Source organism: Mesorhizobium sp. WSM3626, from assembly GCF_000513935.1.
In the GTDB taxonomy this organism is placed as follows: Bacteria; Pseudomonadota; Alphaproteobacteria; order Rhizobiales; family Rhizobiaceae; genus Mesorhizobium; species Mesorhizobium salmacidum.
On record NZ_AZUY01000005.1, the window covers coordinates 48,785 to 75,084 of the forward strand.

The following is a 26,300-nucleotide window of genomic DNA, read 5'->3' on the forward strand; positions in this document are numbered from 1 at the left end:
CGAGAGTTGATCCGGCGCCGCGGGCAGCTCGTGGGAGAAAGCACCCGTCAGCGTGTCGACGACCGGGTGGCCTGTCTCGCCGTACATGGCGGCCGGCCGGATCGACAATCCGGTATTTAGGGTCCGGAATGGCCCAATTTAGGGTTTTTGCCCGACCTTACGAAGATTTAATTCAGCGGGCGCTTACGGATCGCAGATAGGCCGACGCGATTTCGCGCATGCGCTTGCCGTCGAAACTCGGGCCGTGGCCGCCATGGCCGACGCGGATCTGCAGGTCGAGCAGGCGCCGCATGGTGTTGGCATAGGCTTCCCGGTCGGAATCCGGCAAATCGTCGATCAGCGTGTCGTCATAGATGGCGTCGCCGCTGAAGAACAGGCCATCGGCTTCGTCGAACAGCGCGATCGAATCCGGCGAGTGCCCGGGCAGATGCAGCACCCGAAACCGGCGATCGCCGAGGTCGACCACGTCGCCTTCGTCGAGCGTGCGCGTCAACGGCGCCGGCGGTATCGCATAGTCGGCCGATTTCCACCCTGGCGCCGGCAGTTTCGAAACGGCGCCCTCGAGATCATGGAACATGTAGGCGTAGGTCGCGGCCTCATCCATGCTCTCGAATTGCGCCGCGCTCATCCTTGGCCCGGCCCGCAGCGGGAATTCGTGCAGCGAGCCGACATGGTCGAGGTGGATGTGGGTGGCGACGACCAGAAGCGGCTTGCCTTCGGGCGTCCTTATCTGCGGCGCCAGCGGACAGATACCCATGCCGGTATCGACCAGAAGGTCGGCATCGCGGCCGGTCAGATGCCAGATATTGGCGCGAACATAGTCGTGCACGAACGGCTCGGTCAGCATCGTCGTTCTGTCGTCGAAGATGCGCCTGGAGAACCAGCCTGAGTTCACGTGAGAATCCGGATAATGTGCAGGCCGGGCATCAGGTATGAGCCGGGGCATCAGGTATGAGCCAGGGCATCAGGTATGAGCCGGGGCATCAGACGAACGGCTTTCCGACCTTGTATTTTTCCGGCACCAGCCGCTTGAGATAGGCCATGCCGGTCTCGGAAAGCTGGTTGGCGTCGGGCCTCATGAAATCGTCGGGCATGTGGCGGGTCTTGCCGGCGACGTTTTTCAGCGGCACCTTCCTCAGCACTATCTTGCTGCCATCATATTGCAGCGCCACCGAGCCGCCGCCCTGTTCGGCGACGCCGACGGCGAAGGCGCCGGCATCGAAGGCCTCCTGCGCGTCGACCGCGCTGATGGCGCCGACATAGCCGCGTGGCATGTAGCCGAGCGCGTCGACGCGTGCTCGCTTGCCCGGCAGCCCCTCGGCCAATGCCCGTTCGAGCGCCGCCGGCAGGTCGCTGCCCGACAGTTTGACGTTGCCGTGCTGGTCGCGCTCGAGCTTATCCGCCGGCACCAGGCTTTCGACCAGCGCCTTGCCGTCGGCGGTGCTGACGCCTTCCGACACGGCGACGATGCAGCGCTTGTGGCGGTCGAGCGTGGCGCGCACGTCGTCGATGAAGCCGGCGGCGGAGAACGGCCGCTCCGGCACGTAGACGAGATGCGGGCCGCTGTCGGGGTCGAGTTGCCAGGCAGCCGCCGCCGCGGTCAGGAACCCGGCATGCCGGCCCATGACGATGCCGACATAGATGCCGGGCAGCGCGCGGAAATCGAGATCGACGGACAGGAAGGCGCCGGCGACGAATTCGGCCGCCGAAATGAAGCCCGGCGTATGGTCGTTTTCCTCGAGATCGTTGTCGATCGTCTTCGGCGCATGGACGAAGGCGATCTTGCCGCCGGCGGCATCGGTCAGGATTTGCTGCGTGCCCGAGGTGTCGTTGCCGCCAATATAGATGAAGGCGTCGGCGCCAGCCTTCTGCAGGCCCTTCAGGATGACCTCGCAATAGGCGGCATCCGGCTTGTCGCGCGTCGAGCCGAGCGCGGCGCTCGGCGTTCCGGCGATCAGCCGCAGCCGGTCCTCCGGGATGGCGGAAAGGTCGACATAGTTGCCGTCACGGATGCCGCGCACGCCGTGGATGGAGCCCAGCACCTTGGCGCCGGGATGACGCTTGCGGATCTCCAGCGTGGCGCCCACAACGGTCTGGTTGATGACGGCGGTCGGGCCGCCGCCCTGCGCGATGACAAAAGTTCCGGCCATTCCTGACGTCTCCCTAGAGCATGATGCCGAAAAGTGTGAAGCGGTTTTCGGACGACATCATGCTCTGATTCTTAGATTTAGAGACGGATTCAGATTTCAGGTCCAAACGGACCGGAAATCATCCGGCTCTAGGCGATGGTTTTCAAGGCACCTTGGCCTGTCTTGTCGCCTCGCGCAACGGAAGAGTCTGGCGGCCGCAAACCGCGGCCACGATCACATGACGACGACGGGGTTTTTCTTCGACACCCGGCTGTAGAGGTCGATGATGTCCTGGTTGATCAGGCGCACGCAGCCCGACGACATCGCCTGGCCGATGCTCCACCATTCGGGCGAGCCATGGATGCGGTAGCCGGTGTCCTTGCCGTCCTGGTAGATGTAGAGCGCGCGGGCGCCGAGCGGATTGGTGAGGCCGCCGGGCTGGCCGCCCTGCCACTTCACCAGTTCGGGCTTGCGCTGGATCATTTCGGGCGGCGGCGTCCAGGTCGGCCATTCCCGGCCGTACTGGATGTTGGCGCGGCCGGACCAGCGAAAGCCGTCCTTGCCGATGCCGACGCCGTAGCGGATGGCGTCGCCGCCCGGCTGGACAAGATAAAGCATGCGTTCCTTGAGATGCACGACGATGGTGCCGGGCGCCTCGCCAGTGGTGTCGACGACGATCTGGCGGCGGAATTCCGGCTTGACCTTGAGATAGGGCACCTCGGGCACGTTGAAGCCGTTGTCCGTCAAGGAAGCATACATGACATCGGGACCGGTGATGTTCTTGTCGACGCTGATCGAGGGCCGGATCGGCACCGAACCCGTAACCGTATCGTCGAGCTGGAGCGCCGGCAGCTCGCCACCACCCGAAGTCGAACAGCCGGCGACGCCAAGCAGCGCCAAAGCGCCGGCCCCGGACAGGACGGCGCGGCGCGAGAGAAGAAAATCGGTTTCGATTGCGTCGCCGTTTCGTGGCGGCGTCGGACCTTGCGGCAACTCACGCATATACCCAAACCCTACGCTTTCGGCGGGAAGCACGGTCCGGCCGGGATAGCGGGCATTTTCATCATTCATGGTTGATAAAGCGTGAATGCCTTGCGCTGCTTGCCTTTGCCGAGCGGCGCGAACTGACACTGGCGCAATTGATGTGCGTCCCGGTTGGCGGCCGGAATGCGCCAAAACAAAGATTCGGCCCTTTACATTCTTCGGGACCCAAGGATTTATCCTCTTCTTTAAGCTCAAGGGAGACGAGCATGTCCTTCGAAAACTGGGCCGCCTTCGCTGCCGCGTCGAGCATCCTTCTCATCATCCCGGGCCCGACCATCCTTCTGGTCGTGTCCTATGCGCTGGGCCAGGGCTGGCGCACCGCCTTGCCGATGGCCGTCGGCGTGGCGCTCGGCGACTTCACCGCCATGACCCTGTCGATGCTGGGCATCGGCGCGCTGCTTGCGGCTTCCGCCACTGTCTTCACCATCCTGAAGCTGATCGGCGCCGGCTATCTGATCTATCTCGGCGTGAAACTGTTCCGCGCCGGCGGTACGCTGAAGGCCGAACCGCGCACCGACACGGTGTCGTCGGCCAAGATGATGGCGCATGCCTGGCTGGTCACCGCGCTCAACCCGAAGAGCATCACCTTCTTCGTCGCCTTCCTGCCGCAGTTTCTCGACCGGCATGCCAATTTCTGGACGCAGATGCTGGTCTTCGAGACGACGTTCCTGGCGCTCGCCTTCGCCAACGCCTTCGGTTACGCGCTGATCGCGGCGCGCGCCCGCAACGTGGTGCGCAACCCCAAGGCGATCCGCATCTTCAACCGCACCGGCGGCACGCTGCTGGTCGGCGCCGGCATCGCCACGGTGGCGATGCGGTCCAGCAATTAACACATCCAAGGTGTGTTGAGATTCAGGTCAGGCCATTTGCAGGCAGGCTGAACCTCGTCACGGCTGCTTGCTTTACCATTTGACGCTGAAGCCCAGATTGCCCTCGAGGATGCGGCGCTTGTCGCCGCCGAGGTTGGTGGTGTAATCGCCGGTGGCGAAGATGCTGACCTTGTCCGTCACTTTGGCAACGATGCCGCCGCCGAACTCGAACGAGGTCGACCTGCCCTCGGTCGAGGTGTCGGTGGTGTCGAAGCTGACACGGTCGGTGCCGCCGAAATCATGCCAGATATTGGCCTTGAGGTAAGGCTGCAGCGCTATGCCGTTGACAGTGGTCTCGCCTTGCAGGCGAGCGCCCAGCCGGCCGGTGACGCTGCCGTCGCTGTCGAAGGAAACCGACGAGAAACGATCCTTGGTATCGTCGAGCGACAGATGCTGCCAGATCAGTTGCGCCTGCGGTTCGAGCGTCCAGCCCTGCGCCAGCGCTATGGGATAGCCGCCCTCCAGTGAGGCGGTGACACCTGTTCCGCCAATATCGATACCGACGTCGCGCGACGACGTGGCGTCGCCGCCGAAGAAGGTGGCCATGAGGACGCCGTCGAGGTACCAGCCGCCTTGGCCGAGGCGGGTCCAGTAGCCGCCGACACTGGTGCCGTTGGCGTCGAGCTTGCCGACGGACAGATCATTCTGCCCCAGTGCCTGGCCGCGCACATCGCCCTTCATGCTGGCATAGGCGACGAACAGGCCGGCGCGATCGATCGCCCCCGACGCGGTTTCGCGTCCGAAGACGTCGAAGCCCGCCTGCAGGCCGAACAAGGTGCCGTCGAAGGACGGCGACACCGTTCCCGACCAGCCCATCTTGGCGTCCTGGCCGTAGATGCGGCCCCACACCGGCGACAGCTCCGCGTTCGACAACAGGCTCTGTTCGCCGCGCCGCTCGTGGAAGGTGCCGAGTGTCGTCATCGCCAGATGCTCGGCCACCGGCGGCAAAGCCGAGTAGGTGGGCACCTCGACGCGGTAGAGCAGGATCGTCTCGCCGGCTGCCGGCGTCGGCAGGTCCGGCACGGCGGTCGGCACCACCGGCGGTGGCGGTGGCGGATCCGCTGGTGGCGCTGGCGGCGGTGCCGGTGGCGCCTCGGGCTCGGGGTCGCTCGCCTGCACCGGCGGTGTCGAATCGACCGGCGGGTTGTTGATGTCGCCATCGGTCGGCACCGGCACCGGCGGCAGCTCGGACGGTGGTGGCGGCGGCTCGGTCCGCGGCGCCTCCGGCTCTGGCTGCGGGGGCGGTTCGAGCGCCGACGGCCCAGCGGCCGGTGTTGCCGGTGTGTTCAGGGTCGATCGCAGATACCAGTTCTGCTCGCTCCCGGCGCTGACGCCGCCCTTGAAGAGATAATATTCGAAGGCGCCGGCAGCGACCGGCGCATCAAGGGCAAAGGCGCCGGCGCTCGACGTAGCGCCGTTGACCGCCTGGACGAGCATGATGCCGTCGGACGTGGTCTGCGCCCCGGCGCCGCCGACATTGACCACGGCAATGCCGGTCGAGCCCGAGGCCGTGCCGCCGGACAGCACCAGCCGGTCGGAAGCGGAGCTGTCGTCGCCAAGCTCGGTCTGGAGGAGGAGCAACCCGCCCATCCCGACATAATTGCCCGATATGGTCAGGCGATCGGTGGCGCCGGTGCTGCCGTTGGTCAGGTCGATGCGGCCGGCATTGACCACTTTGGCCAGCTGTCCCGCGGTAAAGGCCTGGATGGAGCTGTTGAAGCCGCCGCCATAGAGCGTGCTTGCCTGGTCGACGCTGAGCTTTCCGGTGCCCGTGCCGCTGTCGCCCAGCACGAGATTGCCGTCCAGGATCAGCTGGGTGTCGTTGGTGGCGTCGATGGTTTCCCAGTTCTGGACCCTGGCGATGCCGTCCAGCTTGACGTTGTCGAAGGTGAGCGCATCGGTGCCCAGGCCGCCATTCAGCGCATCGGCTCCGCCAAGATTGGCCTTGGTGAGATTGCTGAGCTTGGCGGTATCGTTGTCGGCGCCGAGGTCGACCGAGCCATAGATGATGCCGCCGCCGTTCCAGACGAAATTGTCGGCGCCGAAGCTCATCAGCACATCGCCGCCTACCGTGCCGCCTGTTATCGTCACGCTGTCGTTGCCGCCGCTGACGCTGATGTTGCCGCCGATCGTGCCCCCGGAGAGAATGATGGTGTCCTGATCGAAGCCGGTGACGAGGTTGCGGTCGATGATGCCGCCCGACATGTTGAAATAGTTCTTGTCGAGCTTCATGTTGACACGGCCGATGCGGCCGCCGGTCATCACGGCACGGTCGCCATCGTCGAAGAAATCGATGATGCGCCCGCCGGTCATGGTGAAGGTGTCCAGCCCGTCGCCCTGGTTCAGCGAACCGACCAGGCCGCCGCTCATGTTGAAGTCGTCGATGCCGGCGCCCTGCTGGACATTGCCGGAGACGATGCCGCCGCCGATGGTGAAGAAATCCGTGCCGTCACCCTGATCGACCGTGCCGGTGATGGTGCCGGACTGCATGTCGATGCGGTCCGTGCCGGCGCCGAAAGTGACGTTGCCGCTCACCTGGCCGGTACCGCCGGCGGGAAAGATCAGCGTGTTGTTGCCGTTGATATCGTTGAGGCTGCCGCCCGAATCACCACTATCGCAAGTGAAGGTGTCATTCCCCGGAGACGGAACCAGCACGCATGCCGCGAAGGCCGCGGAGCCAGGCAGCAACATCATCGATGTAGTTGCAAGTAAGCTAATAAACCCAGGATTGATTCGCCTGGGCCTTCGCCGTGCCGAAGAAATAGCCTTGCCGATGTGCTCCGAGCCGCTGTTCGGAAGCTGTATTTCAAAGTGCCGCATCGCGTCCCCTCTCAGATCGCGATTTCAAGCCCCTTACCCGCGCCGCAATGAAGCCACAATTCGTTCGCTTTTACAAAGCCTAATCTACCTCTCATGGTTGATGAACTGCAAAAATAGCTGACATGGTGCAGATGTGCCCGTGATTTGGCGTCGTCGTGGCCCATGCTTTAAGATCACGTTGGACCGAGGGGCATCATGCCCATCGGGCGCCGACCAAGGACTCTCGCATGACTATCCGGGACGCATTCGGCTTGGCATTTTCGGGCGCGACGGACGCGGGATTCGCACCCTATAGCCAGGCCGTACGCGAATTGCAGTGTTTCGTTGGCGATCCGGTGAACTCCGTCGACCGCGCCATCGCGCAGGATCCCGGTTTCGTCATGGCGCATGTCTTCAAGGGCTACCTTTTCGGCCTTGCCACCGAACCGAAGGCGACGGCCATGGCCAAGACCTGCCACGAGGCGGCACTGCCGCTTGCCGCGACAACGCGCGAGCGGGCGCATGTCTCGGCCCTCGGCCACCTCGCCAACGGGCGCTGGCATCAGGCCTCCGGCATCCTGCAGGACATAGCGATCGATTTCCCGCTCGACGCCGTGGCGCTCCAGGTCGGACACCAGGTCGATTTCTTCACCGGCAACGCCCGCATGCTGCGCGACCGCATCGCCCGTGCCCTGTCCTCATGGCGGACCGACATGCCGGGTTACCACGCCATCCTCGGCATGCAGGCTTTTGGGCTCGAAGAGATGAGCGAATATACGCAGGCCGAAAGGCTCGGTCGTACAGCGGTCGAGATCGAACCGCGCGACGGCTGGGCGCAACATGCGGTCGCCCACGTGATGGAGATGCAAAGCCGGCAAAGGGATGGCATCGCCTGGATGCGTGCCGATCCCGAAGCCTGGACGAAGGAGAGCTTCCTCCAGGTCCACAATTGGTGGCATCTGGCGCTGTTCCACTACGATCTCGGCGAGACTGGCGAGGTGCTGGAGCTCTATGACGGGCCGATCTACGGCGCCAGATCGACGCTGGCGCTCAACATGGTCGATGCGTCGGCGATCCTGTGGCGGCTCCATCTTGGCGGCGCCGATGTCGGTGACCGCTGGGCAGCACTGGCCGCCAATTGGGTGCCCAAGGCCCGCGCCGGCAACTATGCCTTCAACGACGCCCATGCGATGATGGCCTTCGTCGGCGCCGGGCTCGACGCTCCGGCCCGGATCTTGCTCGAAGCACAGCGCGAGGCCATGCGCGGCAATGACGACAACGCCGCATTCACCAGGGATGTCGGCCATCCCCTGACGCTTGCCATCAAGGCGTTCGGAGAGGGCAACTACGCCGAAACCATCCGGCTGATCGGTCCGATCCGGGCCATCGCCCATCGCTTTGGCGGCAGCCACGCGCAGCGCGACGTCATCGATCTCACGCTGATCGAGGCCGCCCTGCGCGCCGGCGACGGCGCGCTCGCCCAGGCACTGACGACGGAGCGCTCGACGGCGCGGCCGGACAGTCCGCTGTCGGCGCTGTTTTCGCGACGTGCCGCCGATTTGTCAGAGAATTGACCCGGAGCGGATCTTGCCTTAGAAACTGGCTCAAGTATATTTTTCGGGCTCCGAAAAAAATAAAGACGTGGGAGGAAACCATGTATCTCGGCCTCGACCTAGGCACATCGGGCGTCAAGGCGCTGCTGATCGATGCCGGACAGGGCGTCATCGGCTCCGGCCATGGCACGCTTGATGTCTCTCGGCCACATCCTGGCTGGTCCGAACAGGATCCGCTGCATTGGATACGCGCCTGCGAGGATGCGATCGCCGAACTGAAGACGTCCTATCCCAAGCAGTTCGCCGCGGTGAAGGGCATCGGCCTGTCCGGCCAGATGCATGGCGCGACCTTGCTCGATGCGGCCGATCAGGTGCTGCGCCCCTGCATCCTGTGGAACGATACGCGCAGCCATCTCGAGGCAGCGGCCCTCGATGCCGATCCGCGCTTCCGCGCGCTCACCGGCAACATTGTATTTCCCGGTTTCACCGCGCCGAAACTCGCCTGGGTGAAGAACAACGAGCCCGCTGTCTTCGCCAAGGCGGCAAAGGTGCTTTTGCCGAAGGATTTCCTGCGGCTTTGGCTGACCGGCGAACATATTTCCGAAATGTCCGACTCGGCCGGCACGTCCTGGCTCGACGTCGGCAAGCGGTGCTGGTCCGCGGACCTGCTCGCCGCGACATCGCTTGACGAGAGCCATATGCCAGCGCTGGTCGAGGGCACCGCGAAGGCCGGCGGTCTGCGCGCCGAACTCGCATCGCAATGGGGTATCGAGGCTGGCATCCCGATCGCCGGCGGCGCCGGCGACAATGCGGCTTCCGCTTGCGGCATGGGCACGGTCGGCGCCGGCCAGGCATTTGTCTCCCTCGGCACGTCGGGCGTGCTGTTTGCCGCAAACGCGTCCTACCTGCCGAACCCGGCAAGCGCGGTGCACACCTTCTGCCATGCGCTGCCCGACACCTGGCACCAAATGGGCGTCATCCTATCGGCAACCGATTCGCTCAACTGGCTGTGCGAGATCACGGGCAAGGGCGCCGGCGAGCTGACATCGGAACTCGGCGAGGCGCTGAAAGCGCCGACCGGCGTGTCGTTCCTGCCCTATCTCTCAGGCGAGCGTACCCCACACAATGATTCGGCCGTTCGCGGTTCCTTCACTGGCCTCGCGCATGAATCGGGCCGCGCCGTTCTAACCCAGGCCGTGCTCGAAGGCGTCGCGTTTGCCTTCCGCGACAGCCTCGAAGCGTTGAAGACGGCCGGCACGACCTTGACGCGCGTGACCGCGATCGGCGGCGGCTCGCGCTCGCGCTACTGGCTGAAGGCGATCGCCACCGCGCTGCAACTGCCGGTCGACATCCCCGCCGACGGCGATTTCGGCGCCGCCTTTGGTGCCGCCCGGCTCGGCCTGATAGCCGCGACGGGCGCCGATCCGCTGGCTGTGTGCTCCGCGCCGAAGACCGACGCCACGATCGAACCAGATTCCGGTCTGGCCGGTGCCTACGCGGATGCATACCAGCGTTACCGGGCACTGTATCCGGCGATCAAAGCAGTAACCGCGTGAGTTGGCGCCAGGCACCCCCCTCTGCCCTGCCGGGCATCTCCCCCTCAAGGGGGGAGATCGGCAGCGTTGATGGCTATGCCAATCCTGGAATGCTGGGGGATGGCGAAGGCGGAAAAATCAGCCAATCTCCCCCCTTGAGGGGGAGATGGCCGGCAGGCCAGAGGGGGGCGCCTCGCATCCCCCTTTCCAAGTCGCCCTCACTGAGCCGGCACCTTATCGAGGAAACCGGTGACGCTCTTCAGGCGGCCGTTCTCGATGATTCCGATATCGGTGCCTTCGATGACGGAGGGGGTGCCCTCGGGTCCGAGGTTCCAGGAGAAGCGGATTTTGTCGGCAAAGCCGTCCGGCGTGCCCTTCAGCGAGAAGCGGAAGCCGGCAAAGCGTTGCTGCACACCGTCGATCAGCGCGGCGACGCCTTTATGGCCGTCGCCCTGCATGAGCGGATCGCGATAGCTGACGTCTTCGGTGAAAGTCGTCTTGAGCAAGGCCGCCCGGCGGTCGGCATCGGCTTCGTTCCAGGCGGTGATGTAATTCTGAGCGATCGTGTTGAGGTCGGTCATGGTCTGTCTCCTTCGTTTGAGGGTTTTGACATGACCGTTTTCGACCAGCGCCGGCGTGAAACCAATTACGCCTGAGGTAATCAGGCAAAACTATCTTGGAGAGGAAGAGAACCATGAGCAGCGGCTTTTTCGGCGACATCCAGAAAATCAAATATGAAGGCCCGGATTCGACCAATCCGCTGGCCTATCGCTTCTACAATCCCGACGAAGTGGTGGCCGGCAAGCGGCTGGAAGACCACCTGCGCTTTGCCGTCGCCTACTGGCATTCCTTCGCCTGGCCCGGCGGCGACCCGTTCGGCGGCCAGACCTTCGACCGTCCCTGGTTCCCCAAGGCCGGCGGCGTCGACACGATGGAACTGGCGAAACTGAAGGCGGATGTCGCCTTCGAGATGTTCTCGCTGCTCGGCGCGCCTTATTTCTGCTTCCACGACGCAGATGTTCGGCCCGAGGGCAAGGATTTCTCCGAAAGTGCGGCCCGCCTCGATGAAATCGCTGACTATTTCGCCGCAAAGATGAAGCAGACCGGGGTCAAGCTTCTGTGGGGTACGGCGAACCTGTTTTCCAACCGCCGTTTCATGTCGGGTGCCGCGACCAATCCCGATCCGGATGTGTTTGCCTACGCCGCGGCGACGGTGAAGAGCTGCATCGACGTCACCAAGCGGCTGAAGGGCGAGAACTACGTGCTGTGGGGCGGGCGCGAGGGCTATGAGACGCTGCTCAATACCGACCTTGCCCGCGAGCAGGAACAGGCCGGCCGTTTCCTGAACCTCGTCGTCGACTACAAGCACAAGATCGGCTTCAAGGGCACCATCCTGATCGAGCCGAAGCCGCAGGAGCCGACAAAGCACCAATATGACTACGACGTCGCGACCGTCTACGGCTTCCTCAAGCGCTTCGGCCTGGAGAAGGAGGTCAAGCTCAACATCGAGCAGGGCCACGCCATCCTGGCCGGCCATTCCTTCGAGCACGAACTGGCGCTGGCCAATGCGCTCGGCGTCTTCGGGTCGATCGACATGAACCGCAACGATTACCAGTCGGGCTGGGACACCGACCAGTTCCCCAACAATGTGCCGGAGATGGCGCTGGCCTATTACCAGGTCCTCCAGGCCGGCGGCTTCAAGACCGGCGGCACCAATTTCGACGCCAAGCTGCGCCGCCAGTCGCTCGACCCGCAGGACCTGCTGATCGGTCATATCGGCGGCATGGATTCTTGTGCGCGCGGCCTGAAGGCGGCGGCCCGCATGGTCGAGGACAAGGCGCTGTCGGGTCCGCTCGCAGAACGCTACGCCGGCTGGAACGGCGCCGAGGCCAAGGCAATGCTGTCGGGCAAGCGCACGCTGGAAGAGATCGCCGAGCGCGTGGTGAAGAAGAAGATCGAACCGCAGCCGCGCTCCGGCCGCCAGGAACTGCTCGAAAACATCGTCAACCGCTACGTCTGACGCTGCCTGACCGCCGGCAATCCAAGCCGGCGCACTATGCGATTCGAAAGCTTGGCGCGCGGAAACCTTTTGCGCGCCATGCTGAAACCGACGACAAGGTTTTGCCCCTAAGCGCCCCTCAATCGCCCAGCTCTTGCCTTCAAACTGCCGTCACGAATCTCGTATAGATATTGCTCGTGGCGGGAGAGGAAGAAGGAGGCGAACCGATATGCAGAACGAACGTGAAATCGACGCCCTGCTCTCACCTGGCGAGGCCGGATCGATCATCGACCGGCTGATGGCAATGCCGCATCCAAAGCAGGGCGCACGCAGCACCAATGAATGGGACCGCGCCGTTGCCAGCCGCTTCGAGACCCATCTCGCGCGGCAGATGCGCTCACAGATCGATGGCGGCAGCGACCGCCAGAATGCGGCATAAGCTCTCTTTACCTGTGCATGTCGTTGCCCCAAAACCGCTACACGGTTTTGGGCGACCTGCACTACCCCCGGCGAAGCCTGACCGGGGCTTCGCCAAAAGCTCTTGAAAATGCTCTGGAAAAGGCCGCGGCAGACGAGAACCCCGTCCGCCCGGCGATATCCGCCATGGCGATCCGCGTGTCGACCACGAGCCGACGCGCGGCACCCAGGCGCAGCCTGAGATAATAGGCGCCCGGCGTCTCGCCGATCGACTTGCGAAAGATGCTTTCCAGCGTCCGTGCCGTCACCCCGGCGCGCCTGGCAACCGCCTCTATGGTCAGCGGCTGATCGACATGCGATTCCATCAGCCGGATCGCCTGCGCCAGCCGCGGATCATAGCCGTCGAGCCGGCCGAGCGAGACCAGCGGCTGCGCATCGGTCGCGGCCCGCGCCTGGTCGTAGATGAAGACGCTGGCGACGTCGAGCGCCACCGCCATGCCGAGGCGCGTGCGAATGAGATGCAGCATCAGGTCGAAGGTCGGGGACGCGCCGCCCGAGGTGAACACAGGCCCGTCGATGACATAGCGGTCCGGCCGGACATCGACGCCGGGAAAGGCCGAGGAAAAATCCTCCATGTCCTCCCAGTGGGTGGTGGCGCTGCGGCCTTCCAGCAGGCCGGCGCGCGCCACCAGCCAGGTGCCGGCCTCGACGCCGCCGCACGCACGGGCCGCTCGCGCCGCCCGCCGCAAAGCTGAGAGGAGAGCCGATGTGGCATAGTTTTGGGTGCCGAAGCCGGCGACGACGACCAGCACGTCGGTTGCCTCATTGGCGTCGAAACGGCCGCTGACCGCCACCGGCAGGCCGCATGTGGTGACCGGCGCCTCGCCCGTCACCGAGACCAGCTTGAAATCGAACAGGGTCTCGCCGGAAATGCGATTGGCGGCGCGCAGCGGGTCGACGGCGGAGGCCACGCACATGATCGACGAGCCGGAAAACACCAGCAACGTCACCTTGAGCGGCGTGCGCTCGGTGCGAAAGATATCCGGTTTTTCGCTTTTGATCATACCGCCTTCGTAAAACGCAAAGCAGCTTGGATCAAGTCGAGCGATGCTAGCGGCTGTTTCGTATGGGAGGAGAGTTTCGATGCCGCTTGCAATGAACCGTGAGGTCTTCATTACCTGCGCCGTGACGGGTTCCGGCGGCTCGCAGGACCGCTCGCCGCATGTGCCGCGCTCGCCCAAGCAGATCGCCGATTCGGCGATCGATGCGGCCAAGGCAGGCGCTGCCATCGTCCACTGCCATGTGCGCGACCCCGAAACCGGCAAGCCCAGGCGCGACGTGCATCTCTACCGCGAAGTGACAGAGCGCATCCGCGCGGCGGACGTCGACGTCATCCTGAACCTGACCGCCGGCATGGGCGGCGACATGGTGTTCGGCTCGCCGGAAGCGCCGCTGCCGCTCAACGAAAAGGGCACCGACATGGGCGGCGCCACCAACCGCATGGAACATGTGCGCCAATGCCTGCCGGAAATCTGCACGCTGGACTGCGGCACCATGAATTTCGCCGAAGCCGACTATGTCATGACCAACACGCCCGGCATGCTGCGCGCCATGGGCGGCATGATGACGGCGCTCGGCGTCAAGCCCGAGATCGAGGCCTTCGACACCGGGCATCTCTGGTTCGCCAAGCAGCTGGTCGAGGAAAAGGTGCTCAACCCCGACGCGCTGGTGCAGCTTTGCATGGGTGTGCCGTGGGGTGCGCCCGACGACCTCAACACCTTCATGGCGATGGTCAACAACGTGCCGTCGACATGGAACTGGTCGGCCTTCGCCATCGGCCGCAACCAGATGGCCTATGCAGCGGCGGCGGTGCTTGCCGGCGGCAATGTCCGCGTCGGGCTCGAGGACAATCTGTGGCTCGACAAGGGCGTGCTGGCGACCAATGCGCAGTTGGTCGAGCGCGCCGCCTCGATCATCACCAATCTGGGCGCCAGGATCCTGGGGCCGGAGGAAGTCCGCAAGAAGCTCAACCTGACCAAGCGAGCGCCGATAGCGGCATAAATTATTCGCAGGGAGGGTCGATATGGCTACCGTAAAATTCACCGCGATGAAGGATGGCGACAGGCAAGACTACGAGTTCCTGACCGCTCACGAAACCGACTATGCGGCCAAGACCGGCGAGCGGCTGCTCGACGCGCTGGTGCAGCTCGACGAGGGCCTTTCCGGCTACAAGATCACCCGGCTCGGCCATTCGCTGCAGGCGGCGACGCGCGCCTGGCGCGACGGCGCCGACACCGACTGGATCGCCTGCGCGCTGCTGCACGACATCGGCGACATCTATGCGCCCTACAATCACGACGAATACGCCGCGTCGATCCTGAAACCCTTCGTGCGCGAGCAATGCACCTGGGTGGTGGAGAAGCACGGCGATTTCCAGCGCCTCTACTACGCCCACCATCTCGGCGGCAATCGCCATGCGCGCGACCGCTTCGCCGGCCATGCGTATTTCGACGATTGCGATGCGTTTTGCGAGCGCTGGGACCAGTCGAGCTTCGACCCCGACTATGAGACGCTGCCGATCGAATTCTTCCGGCGCTTCGTGCTCGAAGTCTTTGCCCGCAAGGCCTACGACCCATCAGTCATTCGCGCTGGCGAGCGCGTGCCTCTCACCGATCCCGAAACCGCCAGGACAAGAACCGGAGCCTCTCAATGAGCATCATCAACAAGGCGGCCGCCATCGGCGGCGGCGTCATCGGCGCCGGCTGGGTGGCGCGGCTGCTCTTGAACGGCATCGACGTCTCGATCTTCGATCCCGATCCGGAGGCCTCGCGCAAGGTCTCGGAAGTGATGAAGGGCGCGCGCCGCGCCTACAAGCAGATGGTTCCCGGCGGCCTGCCCAAGGAAGGCAAGCTGACCTTCGCCAAGACCATCGCCGAGGCCGTCGCCGATGCCGATTTCATCCAGGAGAGCGTGCCGGAACGGCTCGACCTCAAGCACAAGGTGCTGGCGGAGATCGACACCCATGCGCCCGCCAACGCCATTGTCGGTTCGTCGACCTCTGGCATCAAGCCGACCGACATGCAGGTGGCGATGAAGAAGCATCCGGAGCGGCTGGTCGTCGGCCATCCGTTCAACCCGGTCTATCTGCTGCCGCTGGTCGAGATCGTCGGCGGCGACCAGACCTTCCCCGAAGCGATCGAAGTCGCCAAGGAAATTTACGCTTCGATCGGCATGAAGCCGGTCGTCATCCGCAAGGAAATCGAGGCTTTTGTCGGCGACCGCCTGCTTGAAGCCGCCTGGCGCGAGGCGCTGTGGCTGATCAAGGACGGTATTTGCACGGTCGAGGAACTCGACGACATTATGCGCTATGGCTTCGGCCTTCGCTGGGCGCAGATGGGCATGTTCCAGGTCTATCGCGTCGCCGGCGGCGAAGCCGGCATGCGCCACTTCATGGCGCAGTTCGGACCGTGCCTGAAATGGCCGTGGACCAAGCTGATGGACGTGCCGGAATTCAACGACGAGCTGGTCGACCTGATCGCCACCCAGTCGGACGACCAGGCGCACGGCCTGTCGATCCGCGAGCTGGAAAAGATCCGCGACGACAATCTGGTCGCGATCATGGACGCGCTGTCGAAGCAGAACAAGGGCAAGGGCTGGGGCGCCGGCGCGCTGCACAAGGACTATACCAAGCAACTCGCCAAGCTGGCGGCGAAGAAGCCCGTGGCTTCCAAGGCGGCCGAAAGGGCCAAGGCCGCCAAGCCGGTAAAGCGGGCCGAAAAGCCGAAGAAAAAGAAGAAGGGCTGAGACCATGGATTTCGGTCTTTCGGAAGAGCAGAAACTCATTGTCGAGACGACGCGCGCCTTCGTCGAGAACGAGCTTTATCCGCATGAACGCGAGGTCGAGCGCACCGGCGTGCTGCGCCGCGAGCTGATCGAAGAGATCAAGGCCAAGGCGATCGATGCCGGGCTCTATGCGGCGAACATGCCGGCCGATGTCGGCGGCGCGGGTCTCGATACGGTGACCTGGCTGCTCTACGAGAAGGAGCTTGGCCGCGCCAATTACGCGCTGCACTGGACCTGCGTTGCGCGCCCCTCCAACATCCTGCTCGCCGGCACGCCGGAACAGCGTGAAAAGTACCTTTTCCCCTGCATCCGCGGCGAGAAATGGGATTGCCTGGCGATGACGGAGCCCGGCGCCGGCTCCGACCTGCGCGGCATGAAGGCGACCGCCGTGCAGGATGGCGACGACTGGGTGCTGAACGGCACCAAGCATTTTATCTCGCACGCCGATCTTGCCGATTTCGCCATCGTCTTCATGGCCTCGGGCGAGGAGGATTCACAGCGTGGAAAACGCAAGAAGATCACCGCCTTCTTCGTCGACAAGGGCACCAAGGGATTTACGGTGCGCGACGGATATCGCAACGTCTCGCATCGTGGCTATACCAACGCTATCCTCGAATTCGACGACTGCCGCCTGCCGGCATCCCAGGTCCTGGGTGAGGTGCACAAGGGCTTCGATGTCGCCAATTCCTGGCTCGGCGCGACGCGCCTGCAGGTCGGCGCCACCTGCCTAGGCCGCGCCGAGCGGGCGCTTGGCCATGCGGTCGAATATGCCGCGCAGCGCCAGCAGTTCGGCCAGCAGATCGGCAAGTTCCAGGGCGTGTCGTTCAAGCTTGCCGACATGGCGACGGAACTGAAGGCCGCCGACCTGATGGTGTTCGAAGCCGGCTGGAAGTACGATCGGGGCATCGTCACCGACCAGGACATGGCCATGGCCAAGCTGAAGGCCACCGAAATGCTTGCCTTCGTCGCCGACGAGGCGATCCAGATCCATGGCGGCATGGGGCTGATGGATGACCTTCCGCTGGAACGCATCTGGCGCGACGCCCGCGTCGAGCGCATCTGGGAAGGCACATCGGAGATTCAGCGACATATTATTTCGCGGGCGCTGCTGCGTCCCTTCGGCGCTTAGAGCATGATAGCCAAGACCGGCATCCGGTTTTGTCGGGCAAACGGGATGGTTTGTCCTGAGATCGTGCTCAAAACGAAAAGATGACCATGCATAAACTCGAACGCCTTCTGCGCCCGAAATCGATCGCCGTGTTCGGTGGCGTGCAGGCCGCCGCCGTCGTGGCGCAATCGATCAAGATGGGGTTTGCCGGTGAGATCTGGCCGGTGCATCCGACCAAGGACGAGGTTGCCGGGCGCAAGGCCTACCGGTCGGTGGCGGATCTGCCCGCCGCGCCGGATGCGGCCTTTGTCGGCGTCAACCGGCATCTGACCATTGAGGTGATCAAGGCGCTCGCCGAGCGCGGCGCCGGCGGCGCCGTCTGCTTCGCCGCCGGTTTCCTCGAAACCGAGGCCTATGACGAGGATGGCGAACGGCTGCAGGCCGAACTGGTCGCCGCCGCCGGCCAGATGCCGATCATCGGGCCGAATTGCTATGGCCTGATCAACTATGCCGATGGTGCGCTCTTGTGGCCCGACCAGCATGGCGGCATCAGGCTGGACGAGGGCGGCAAGGGTGTCGCCATCATCACCCAGTCGTCCAACATCGCCATCAACATGACGATGCAGAAGCGCGGCCTGCCGATCGCCTTCCTGATGACCGCCGGCAACCAGGCGCAGACCGGCCTGTCGGAAATGGCGCTTGGCCTGATCGAGGACGAGCGGGTGACTTCGCTCGGCCTGCACATCGAGGCTTTTGATTCGGTAGCCGGCTTCGAGCGGCTGGCGGCCAGGGCGAGAGAGCTCAAAAAACCGATCATCGCCATGAAGGTCGGCCGCTCCGAACAGGCGCGGCAAGCAACCGTCTCGCACACCGCCTCGCTTGCCGGCTCGGACGCTGCTTCCGGTGCCTTCCTGAAGCGGCTTGGCATCGCGCGTGTCGATTCCATCCCCGCCTTCATCGAGGCGTTGAAGCTGCTGCACATCACCGGCCCGTTGCCCGGGTACAGGCTCTCATCGATGAGCTGTTCGGGCGGCGAGGCGTCGGTCATGGCCGACAGCGCCGAAGGGCGCTGGGTCAACTTCCCGGTGCTGACCGACAGCCATCGCGCCCATGTCAAATCGACGCTCGGGCCGCTGGTCGCGGTGGCCAATCCGTTGGACTACCACACCTTCATCTGGAACAACGAGCCGGCAATGACGGCCACCTTCACCGCCATGGTGTCGGGCGGCTTCGACCTCAACATGCTGGTGCTCGACTTCCCGCGCCCCGACCGCTGCTCGGTGACCGACTGGTGGGCAACGCTACGCGCCTTCGAATCGGCGCTGAAGACCAACAAGGCGCATGGTGCCATCGTCTCCTCGCTGCCGGAGAACCTGCCCGAGGAATACACGGCCGAGCTGATGGCGCGGGGCATGGTGCCGCTGTTCGGCATTTCCGAGGCAATGGACGCCGCGCAGGCGGCGGCCTTTATCGGCTGGGCCTGGCGCGAGCCGCAGGCACAGCCGGTCGACACGAGGGCTGCCGGCGCATCCGACGTGCCGCGCGTCACACCTGACGAAGCCGAAGCCAAGGCGCGGCTGATCAAGGCGGGGCTTTCCGTACCCAAGGGCGAGCGGGCCGGCAACGCCGTCGAGGCGGTGATCTCGTCCATGGCGCTCGGGTTTCCGGTTGCCCTGAAGGCTCTTGGCGTAACACACAAGTCCGAGGTCGGCGCCGTCAGGCTCAACCTCAAGGACGCCGAATCGGTCAGCACGGCGGCGCATGACTTGCTGCCGCTGGGCACCGGGCTCTATGTCGAACGCATGGTGCGCGACGGCGTCGCCGAACTGATCGTTGGCTTCACCCGAGACCCGATGTTCGGCGCTGTCATGACGCTGGGCACCGGCGGCGTGCTGGTCGAGTTGCTGCGCGACAGCGTCACGCTGATGCTGCCGGCGACCCGCGACGACATAGAAGCCGCGCTGCGCGGGCTGAAACTGTTCCCGCTGCTCGAAGGCTATCGCGGCCGGCCGAAGGCCGACGTCCAGGCCGCCATCGATGCCATCGCGGGGATTGCCGGCTTCGTGCAGGAAAATGCCGGCGAGATCGAGGAACTCGACATCAATCCGCTGATCGTCTGCACGGAAGGCAAGGGCGCCTGGATCGCCGACGCGCTGCTGGTGCTGGGAGAGAACAAGAATGTCTGACGTCATTTCGACCCGCCGCGAAGGCACCATCCTCGAGGTCACGCTCGACCGCCCCAAGGCCAATGCGATCGACCTGAAGACCTCGCGGCTGATGGGCGAGACATTCAAGGCGTTCCGCGACGATCCGGAACTGCGCGTCGCCATCGTCAAGACCGCGGGCGACAAGTTCTTCTGTGCCGGCTGGGACTTGAAGGCCGCCGCCGGCGGCGACGCGGTCGACGGCGACTATGGCGTCGGCGGCTTTGCCGGCCTGCAGGAATTGCGCGATCTGAACAAGCCGGTCCTCGCTTGCGTCAACGGCATGGCGGTGGGCGGCGGCTTCGAGCTGGCGCTGTCCTGCGACCTCATCTATGCCTCCGATCATTCCTCCTTCGCGCTGCCCGAAATCCGCGCCGGCACGCTGGCCGACGCGGCGACCATCAAGCTGCCGAAGCGCATCCCCTACCATGTCGCCATGGACCTGCTGCTCACCGGCCGCTGGATGGATGTCGCCGAGGCGCATCGCTGGGGCCTGGTCAACGAGGTGCTGCCCAAGGAAAAGCTGGAGGACCGCGTCTGGGAGATCGCCCGCCTGCTCGCCAGCGGCCCACCGCTGGTGTTCGCAGCGATCAAGGAAACGGCGAGGGTGGCGGAATCGCTGACCTTCCAGGATGCGATGAACAAGGTGACGCGCCGGCAGTTGCCGACCGTCGACGCGCTCTATGGGTCGGAGGACGGTATGGAAGGGTTCCGTGCTTTCGCGGAGAAGCGCGAGCCTGTCTGGAAGGGCAAGTGACGCTGCGGAGATGATGGCGCAAGGCACCCCCCTCTGCCCTGCCGGGCATCTCCCCCTCAAGGGGGGAGATCGGCGGTCTTGCCGACAGCGCTCTTCCGGAAACGTTGGCGGTTGGCGAAAGCCGAGACGACATCCGATCTCCCCCCTTGAGGGGGAGATGGCCGGCAGGCCAGAGGGGGGCGCCTGGGCGCGTTCATTGCTGTCCGGTCTCCGTTCATGACCGACTACGCAAAACTCATCGACGCCGAGACCTGGGCCTTCATCGAGCGGACCAATTCCTATTATCCGCCCGACACGATCGACCACACGATCGCGCGGCAGCGCGAGATCTATGACCGCATGTGCCGCGAGTTCTTTGCCGGCTATCCGCAAGGCGTGACGGCCGAGACGACCGCCATCGCCACACCTGCCAACAACATCCCAATCCGCATCTATCGCAACGCGACGCCGGACCGTGCCGCCACGGTGCTCTACATCCATGGCGGAGGCTTCATCCTCGGCGGGCTGGACAGCCACGACGATGTCTGCGCCGAGCTTTGCGGCCGCACCGGTTATGAGGTGGTCTCGGTCGATTACCGGCTGGCGCCGGAGCATCTACACCCAGCCGCTTTCGACGATGCGATGACCGCCATCGAATGGGCCGCGGGGAGCTCCGACCGCCCGGTGGTGCTGTGCGGCGACAGCGCCGGCGGCAACCTTTGCGCCGCCGTTGCGCACGCGACGCGTGGCCATGCGAAAAAGTCGGTCGGCCAGGTGCTGATCTATCCCGGCCTCGGCGGCGATCGCTCGCGCGGCTCCTATGTGACACACGCCGAAGCGCCGATGCTGACGGTGCGCGACCTTGAATTCTACAAGCACATCCGCACCGGGGGCGTGGACCAGACCGGTGACATCACGCTGTCGCCGCTGGCCGATGCCGATTTCGCCAACCTGCCGCCGACCGTGCTGATGACCGCCGAGTGCGACCCGCTGTCATCCGATGGCGAGGCTTATCGTGACCGCATCGTCGCGGCAGGCGGGCGCGCCACCTGGTTCGAGGAACCCGGCCTGGTTCACGGCTACCTCAGGGCCCGGCACAGCGTCGGCCGTGCCCGCGCGAGCTTCACCCGCATCGTCGACGCGGTGGCGACGCTCGGAAAGGGCAGCTGGACCTGGTAGGCGCCAATGGGCTGTCTCGTTCAGGAGGCCTTGGCCAGAAAACTCTGATAGTCCGATTTCGCCTGCAGCAGGCGCAACACGTTCTCGCGCGAACCGCGCACATGGGCGCGCGCCAGCGTTCCGGCGCGGCGAGCGTCGTTTGCGCAGATCGCCTCGACGATCTCGGCATGCTCGTCGCGAGCGATCTTCCATTCGTCGAGCCACAAGAGTTCGGTCCAGACATAGTGCTGGCACTTGTCGAGGATGCCGCAAAGCATGCCGTGCAGCATCGCATTGCCGCTGATTTCGGCAATGACGCGGTGCAGATCGATGCCGACCTCCAGTTCCTGGAATTTTTCGCGCGTCGTGCGATCGGGAATGGCGGCCAGCCGCTCGCATTCGGCCAGCATGGCGCGCAGCCGCGCCTTGTCCTTCTCGGTCGCGGCGGCCGCCGCCAGTTCGGTCGCATGGCCGTCGAGCAGTTCGCGGATGTCGAAGGCCTCCCGGAACATGTTGATGTCGAACTCGGTGACGGCATAGCCCTGGCGCGGCCGGCCGGTGACCAGTCCGTCGCGCTCCAGGCGGTTGAAGGCTTCGCGCACCGGCGTGCGGCTGACATTGAGTTTTGCCGCGATGTCGCTTTCGGTGACGCGCGAGCCCGGCGGAATCTGGCCGGTCACGATCATCGCCTTGAGTGCGGAATAGACCGAGTCGCGCAGCGTGTTTTTTGTTTCCTTGGCCAAGGTCCGTTCCCAGTTCTCCGGCTGCTTTAGCCGAACATTGCCTCGTTTGTAGTCGCAGTCGGTGCAATTTGCCACGCCCTGCGGCACCGTCCCATCGCGTCGTATTGATCGTGCTCGCCGGAGTTGACAACACCGATCTCTCGGCTACATTCGAAATTGTATACAAAATCGCATGCCAAATCAAAAACAAATGGGAACACCGGTCGGAGAACCGAAATGAACAGGAACTTTAGAACTTTCGCGATAGCCGGCCTCATTGCCTCCGTGGCAGTGCCTGCCCTCGCCGCCGACACCATCACCGTCGCCTCGTGGGGCGGCACCTATCAGGAAGCGGAAACCAAGGCCTTCTTCAAGCCGACCGCCGATGCGCTCGGCATCACCATCAAGGAAGACACCACCAACGGCCTCGACGACGTGCGCCTGCAGGTGACCGGCAATGCCGTCAAATGGGACATCACCGAGCTGGGCGCCGACGAATGCGCGCGCGGCTCCAAGGAAGGGCTGTTCGAAAAGCTGGATTACGGCATCATCGACAAGAGCGGCATCAACCCCAAGCTGGTGCATGACGACTGGGTCGGCATTTCCTACACCTCCGTCGTGCTGATCTATCGGACCGACGTCTTCGGCGACAAGGGCCCGAAGACCTGGGCCGACTTCTGGAACGTGGAGAAGTTTCCGGGACGGCGCGCGCTGAGCAGCAGCCAGGCGACGGAGACGCTGAGCGTCGCCGCACTCGCCTCGGGCTTGCCGATCGACAAGGTCTATCCCGTCGACATCGACGGCGCGCTGAAATCGGTCGACAAGATCCGTGGCCATGTCGATGCCTGGTGGACCTCCGGCGCCCAGGCCATGCAACTGGTGAAGGATGGCGAAGTCGATATGGCCAGCATCTGGAACGGCCGTGCCGGCACCCTGAAGAAGGCAGGCGCGCCGGTCAGCTTCTCGTTCGACCAAGGCGTGCTCACCGCCGACTGCATGGTCATCCCCAAGGGCGCCAAGAACAAGGAAGCGGCGATGAAGGCGCTGGCGATGTTCGTCAGCCCGCAGTTGCAGGCCAATCTGCCGCTCTATGTCGACAATGGGCCGGTGAACGAGAAGGCTTTCGAGACCGGCAAGATCCCGCCCGAGCGGATCAAGGACATCAACTCGGCGCCCGAAAACGTCAAGAAGCAGGTGTTGCAGGATGCCGAGTTCTGGCGCGACACCCTCGTCGAGGCGACGGAAAAGTTCAACAATCTGATCCAGCAATAGGCCGGAACCCTGACATTGCGGGGCGGCGCAAACGCCGCCCCCTTCAGTCTCTGCCCAGGAGAAAACGATCTTGTCCATTGCACCATCCGCGCTGCCGATCAGCATGCGCCGGATCGAGAAACGATTTGGCAGCGTGCCGGTGCTGCGCGACCTGAATCTCGATGTCGAAGCCGGCGAGTTCCTGACGCTGCTCGGGCCTTCCGGATCGGGGAAGACGACGCTGCTGATGATCCTGGCCGGTTTCGTCAGAGCCAATGGCGGGAGCATCAAGGTTGGCGGCGACGAGATCATCACCACGCCGCCCCACAAGCGCAATATCGGCATGGTGTTCCAGAACTATGCGCTGTTTCCGCATATGAATGTCTTCCACAACATCGCCTTTCCACTGAAGCAGCGCGGCGTCGCGGCAGCCGAGACGGCGCAGCGCGTGGAGAAGGCGCTGGAGCTGGTGAAGCTGCAGGGCTTGGGCGAGCGCCGCGTCGACCAGCTCTCCGGCGGTCAGCGCCAGCGCGTGGCCCTGGCGCGCGCCATCGTCTTCGAGCCGCGCATCGTCTTGATGGACGAACCGCTGTCGGCGCTCGACAAGGGTCTGCGCGAGCATATGCAAATCGAATTGCGCGCGCTTCATCGCCGTCTTGGCATGACGACGGTCTATGTCACGCACGACCAGCGCGAAGCCATCACCATGTCGGACCGTATCGCGGTGATGAACGCTGGCCGCATCGAACAGCTCGACAAGCCCGAAACCCTCTATGCCGCACCGAAGACGCAATTCGTGGCCGGCTTCATCGGCGAATCGAATTTCATTCCCGTCGAGTGCCGCAACGGGTCGGTCTGGTATCAGGACAGGCGAATCCAGACCGGCGCACCGACACCGCCGGCGGGTCGGCATCTGATGGTGGTGCGACCGGAGAAGTTACGGCTGGTCACCGCGAACGAGCCGTCGACCGGCATCAATGTGCTCGATGCCACGGTCAGCGATATCATCTACCAGGGCGACAGTTTCGTCTGCTATGCCAGCCTGAGCGACGGCCGCCAGCTGACGTTGCGCGATTATTGCCGCAGCGATGTGCTGGCCAGAATGCCGGCGCCCGGCCAGCCGATCACGCTCGGCCTCGATGCGAAGGACACGATCCTGGTGGCGGCCGAGGGATGAGCGCGCAATCCGCCCTGCTGAAAGAGATCGCCGGCCCGGCGGGGCAGGATCTGAACGCGCAAGCGCTACGCGCCGATGCGCGGCGGGAGTCACTGCGGCTGCTGGCGCTGCTGGCGCCGAGCCTGTTCCTCGTCTGCGCCATCATCATCGTGCCGATCGGCTGGCTGTTCTGGCTGTCGCTGTTCGACGAGACCGGTGCCTTCAGCGCCGCCAATTACGCACGGTTTTTCGAGCAGGCCTCCTACATCGGGACCTTCATCACCACCTTCAAGGTCGCCTTCATCGTTACCGGCGCCTGCGTGCTGCTGGGCTATCCCCTGGCCTACATGCTGTCGCAGCTGCCGCGCCGGGCCGCCTCGATCTGCCTGATCTTCGTCATCCTGCCGTTCTGGACGTCGGTGCTGGTGCGCACCTATGCCTGGCTGGTGATCCTGCAGCGCAAGGGCCTGATCAACAGCTGGCTGATCGACCTCGGCGTGATCAGCCAGCCGCTGTCGCTGGCCAATAATTTTTCAGGCGTGGTCATCGGCATGACGCACATATTGCTGCCGTTTCTCGTTTTGCCGCTCTACGCCTCGATGAAGACCATCGACACCGACTGCCTGCGCGCCGGCATGAATCTCGGCGCCGGCCCGGCCGCGACCTTTAGGCAGATCTTCTTTCCACTGTCGCTGCCCGGCCTCGCCTCGGGCGTGGTCATCGTCTTCGTGCTGTGCCTAGGCTTCTTCGTCACGCCGGCGCTGATGGGCGGCGGCAAGGTGGTGATGTGGGCGATGCGCATGGAACAGACCACCAGCCTCTATTCCAACTGGGGCGCGGGTGCGGCACTCGGCGTGGTGCTGCTGGTGGTCACGCTGGCGCTTCTCGGCCTATTCCAGTGGCTGCTCGGCGCGCGCGCCACCGGCGTATGGAGTTCACGATGAGCGGAGATATCGGCCTGCCGATCTCGCACCGGCAACGCCTGTGGCTCTACGGCCTCGGCGGCCTCGTGCTGTTGTTCCTGATCGCGCCGTCGGTCATCATCGTCATCATGTCGTTTTCGGATTCGACGCTGCTGCAATTCCCGCCGCAGCAATGGTCGCTGCGCTGGTACGAAAGCTATTTCCAGTCGCTGGAATGGCGTGACGCCACCATCGTGTCGGTGAAGGTCGCTGTCATGACCGCGCTGGTGGCGACGCCGCTCGGCACCGCGGCGGCCTACGCCATCAACAGAGGCACGCTGCGCTTCAACGGCACCATCAACGCGCTGCTCACGGCGTCGCTGATCGTCCCGGTGATCCTGGTCGGCATCGGCACCTTCTTCCTCTATGCGCGCATCGGCCTCAACAACACGCTGACCGGCCTTGTCATCGCGCATACGGTGCAGGCGCTGCCGCTGGTGGTGCTGACTGTGCTGTCTGGCCTGCGCTCCTACGACATGAACCAGGAGCGCGTGGCGCGCAGCCTGGGCGCGGGACGCATCGCTGCCTTCTGGCAGGTGACGATGCCGCAGATCCGCTTCTCGATCGTCTCGGGGGCGCTGTTTGCCTTCATCACCTCCTTCGACGAAGTTGTCGTCTCGCTGTTCATCTCGGGCGGCGAGACCACCACCTTGACGCGCCGCATGTTCAACGCACTGCGCGACCAGATCGACCCGACCATCGCCGCCATCTCGACTTGCCTGATCGTGCTTTCGGTCCTGCTGTTGTCGCTGGCGCAGATCTTCGGCCGCCGGCATTGATTTCATCGGACCCCTCAAGTGCCTCAAGGATATCCA

The 26,300-nt window shown here is 64.3% G+C and carries 23 protein-coding genes; 16 read left to right on the plus strand and 7 right to left on the minus strand.

The window, feature by feature from the left end; genetic code table 11:
* Positions 1-172 precede the first annotated feature (172 nt).
* From M653_RS0105655 to M653_RS0105665, 3 genes are all read right to left on the minus strand, one after another.
* Positions 173-847 carry an MBL fold metallo-hydrolase gene (locus M653_RS0105655; protein WP_051442610.1) on the minus strand — a complete coding sequence of 225 codons (675 nt, stop codon included), beginning with the start codon at positions 845-847 and terminating at the stop codon, positions 173-175.
* 136 nt (positions 848-983) lie between these two features.
* Positions 984-2,150: a diphosphate--fructose-6-phosphate 1-phosphotransferase gene (locus M653_RS0105660; protein ID WP_027142442.1), complete on the minus strand. Its 1,167-nt coding sequence runs from the start codon at positions 2,148-2,150 to the stop codon at positions 984-986.
* A gap of 213 nt (positions 2,151-2,363) precedes the next feature.
* Positions 2,364-3,131 carry a L,D-transpeptidase gene (locus M653_RS0105665; protein WP_027142443.1) on the minus strand — a complete coding sequence of 256 codons (768 nt, stop codon included), beginning with the start codon at positions 3,129-3,131 and terminating at the stop codon, positions 2,364-2,366.
* 248 nt (positions 3,132-3,379) lie between these two features.
* Between M653_RS0105665 and M653_RS0105675 the strand changes: the two genes are divergently transcribed.
* Positions 3,380-4,003 (plus strand): LysE family translocator, encoded by a 624-nt coding sequence (locus tag M653_RS0105675; RefSeq protein ID WP_027142444.1) that lies wholly within the window; start codon positions 3,380-3,382, stop codon positions 4,001-4,003.
* 72 nt (positions 4,004-4,075) lie between these two features.
* Here the strand turns inward: M653_RS0105675 and M653_RS0105680 are convergent, their stop codons facing one another.
* The gene (locus M653_RS0105680) at positions 4,076-6,862 is read right to left on the minus strand and encodes an autotransporter outer membrane beta-barrel domain-containing protein (RefSeq protein WP_027142445.1); all 2,787 of its coding nucleotides are present in this window, start codon (positions 6,860-6,862) and stop codon (positions 4,076-4,078) included.
* 227 nt (positions 6,863-7,089) lie between these two features.
* Between M653_RS0105680 and M653_RS0105685 the strand changes: the two genes are divergently transcribed.
* Both M653_RS0105685 and xylB read left to right on the plus strand, forming a co-directional pair.
* Entirely contained in the window at positions 7,090-8,415 is a 1,326-nt protein-coding gene (locus M653_RS0105685; protein WP_027142446.1) for a tetratricopeptide repeat protein, read from the plus strand.
* 80 nt (positions 8,416-8,495) lie between these two features.
* Positions 8,496-9,950 (plus strand): xylulokinase, encoded by a 1,455-nt coding sequence (gene xylB, locus M653_RS0105690; RefSeq protein ID WP_027142447.1) that lies wholly within the window; start codon positions 8,496-8,498, stop codon positions 9,948-9,950.
* Between the two features lie 197 nt (positions 9,951-10,147).
* On the opposite strand, the gene M653_RS0105695 is transcribed toward xylB, so the two are convergent.
* Complete coding sequence (locus M653_RS0105695) at positions 10,148-10,510, minus strand: nuclear transport factor 2 family protein (RefSeq protein WP_027142448.1); 363 nt, start codon at positions 10,508-10,510, stop codon at positions 10,148-10,150.
* A 113-nt stretch (positions 10,511-10,623) separates the two neighbouring features.
* Between M653_RS0105695 and xylA the strand changes: the two genes are divergently transcribed.
* Both xylA and M653_RS0105705 read left to right on the plus strand, forming a co-directional pair.
* Complete coding sequence (gene xylA / locus M653_RS0105700; protein WP_027142449.1) at positions 10,624-11,949, plus strand: xylose isomerase; 1,326 nt, start codon at positions 10,624-10,626, stop codon at positions 11,947-11,949.
* 208 nt (positions 11,950-12,157) lie between these two features.
* Positions 12,158-12,367, plus strand: coding sequence for a hypothetical protein (locus M653_RS0105705; protein ID WP_027142450.1), 210 nt, complete (start codon positions 12,158-12,160; stop codon positions 12,365-12,367).
* Between the two features lie 61 nt (positions 12,368-12,428).
* Here the strand turns inward: M653_RS0105705 and M653_RS0105710 are convergent, their stop codons facing one another.
* Complete coding sequence (locus M653_RS0105710) at positions 12,429-13,409, minus strand: GlxA family transcriptional regulator (protein ID WP_027142451.1); 981 nt, start codon at positions 13,407-13,409, stop codon at positions 12,429-12,431.
* A 79-nt stretch (positions 13,410-13,488) separates the two neighbouring features.
* Here M653_RS0105710 and M653_RS0105715 point away from each other — a divergent pair, with 79 nt between their 5' ends.
* The 7 genes from M653_RS0105715 (at position 13,489) to M653_RS0105745 (ending at position 21,415) form a co-directional block, all read left to right on the plus strand.
* Entirely contained in the window at positions 13,489-14,406 is a 918-nt protein-coding gene (locus M653_RS0105715) for a 3-keto-5-aminohexanoate cleavage protein (RefSeq protein ID WP_027142452.1), read from the plus strand.
* A gap of 22 nt (positions 14,407-14,428) precedes the next feature.
* Entirely contained in the window at positions 14,429-15,058 is a 630-nt protein-coding gene (locus M653_RS0105720) for an HD domain-containing protein (protein WP_027142453.1), read from the plus strand.
* Positions 15,055-16,149 (plus strand): carnitine 3-dehydrogenase, encoded by a 1,095-nt coding sequence (locus M653_RS0105725; RefSeq protein WP_027142454.1) that lies wholly within the window; start codon positions 15,055-15,057, stop codon positions 16,147-16,149. Before M653_RS0105720 ends, M653_RS0105725 begins: the two co-directional genes overlap by 4 nt.
* Positions 16,150-16,153: 4 nt before the next feature.
* Positions 16,154-17,317, plus strand: coding sequence for an acyl-CoA dehydrogenase (locus M653_RS0105730; protein WP_027142455.1), 1,164 nt, complete (start codon positions 16,154-16,156; stop codon positions 17,315-17,317).
* 86 nt (positions 17,318-17,403) lie between these two features.
* The gene (locus M653_RS0105735) at positions 17,404-19,482 is read left to right on the plus strand and encodes an acetate--CoA ligase family protein (protein ID WP_027142456.1); all 2,079 of its coding nucleotides are present in this window, start codon (positions 17,404-17,406) and stop codon (positions 19,480-19,482) included.
* Positions 19,475-20,257: a carnitinyl-CoA dehydratase gene (locus M653_RS0105740; protein ID WP_027142457.1), complete on the plus strand. Its 783-nt coding sequence runs from the start codon at positions 19,475-19,477 to the stop codon at positions 20,255-20,257. The genes M653_RS0105735 and M653_RS0105740 overlap by 8 nt, the downstream gene beginning before the upstream one ends.
* A 216-nt stretch (positions 20,258-20,473) precedes the next feature.
* Complete coding sequence (locus M653_RS0105745; RefSeq protein WP_027142458.1) at positions 20,474-21,415, plus strand: alpha/beta hydrolase; 942 nt, start codon at positions 20,474-20,476, stop codon at positions 21,413-21,415.
* A gap of 20 nt (positions 21,416-21,435) precedes the next feature.
* Here the strand turns inward: M653_RS0105745 and M653_RS0105750 are convergent, their stop codons facing one another.
* Positions 21,436-22,137 carry a GntR family transcriptional regulator gene (locus tag M653_RS0105750; RefSeq protein ID WP_027142459.1) on the minus strand — a complete coding sequence of 234 codons (702 nt, stop codon included), beginning with the start codon at positions 22,135-22,137 and terminating at the stop codon, positions 21,436-21,438.
* 216 nt (positions 22,138-22,353) lie between these two features.
* Here M653_RS0105750 and M653_RS0105755 point away from each other — a divergent pair, with 216 nt between their 5' ends.
* From M653_RS0105755 to M653_RS0105770, 4 genes are all read left to right on the plus strand, one after another.
* Positions 22,354-23,388, plus strand: coding sequence for an ABC transporter substrate-binding protein (locus tag M653_RS0105755; RefSeq protein WP_027142460.1), 1,035 nt, complete (start codon positions 22,354-22,356; stop codon positions 23,386-23,388).
* A gap of 70 nt (positions 23,389-23,458) precedes the next feature.
* Positions 23,459-24,544, plus strand: a complete 1,086-nt coding sequence (locus tag M653_RS0105760) for an ABC transporter ATP-binding protein (RefSeq protein WP_027142461.1) — start codon at positions 23,459-23,461, stop codon at positions 24,542-24,544.
* Positions 24,541-25,467, plus strand: coding sequence for an ABC transporter permease (locus M653_RS0105765; protein ID WP_027142462.1), 927 nt, complete (start codon positions 24,541-24,543; stop codon positions 25,465-25,467). The genes M653_RS0105760 and M653_RS0105765 overlap by 4 nt, the downstream gene beginning before the upstream one ends.
* Positions 25,464-26,264, plus strand: coding sequence for an ABC transporter permease (locus tag M653_RS0105770; protein WP_027142463.1), 801 nt, complete (start codon positions 25,464-25,466; stop codon positions 26,262-26,264). The genes M653_RS0105765 and M653_RS0105770 overlap by 4 nt, the downstream gene beginning before the upstream one ends.
* The last annotated feature ends 36 nt before the right edge of the window (positions 26,265-26,300 follow it).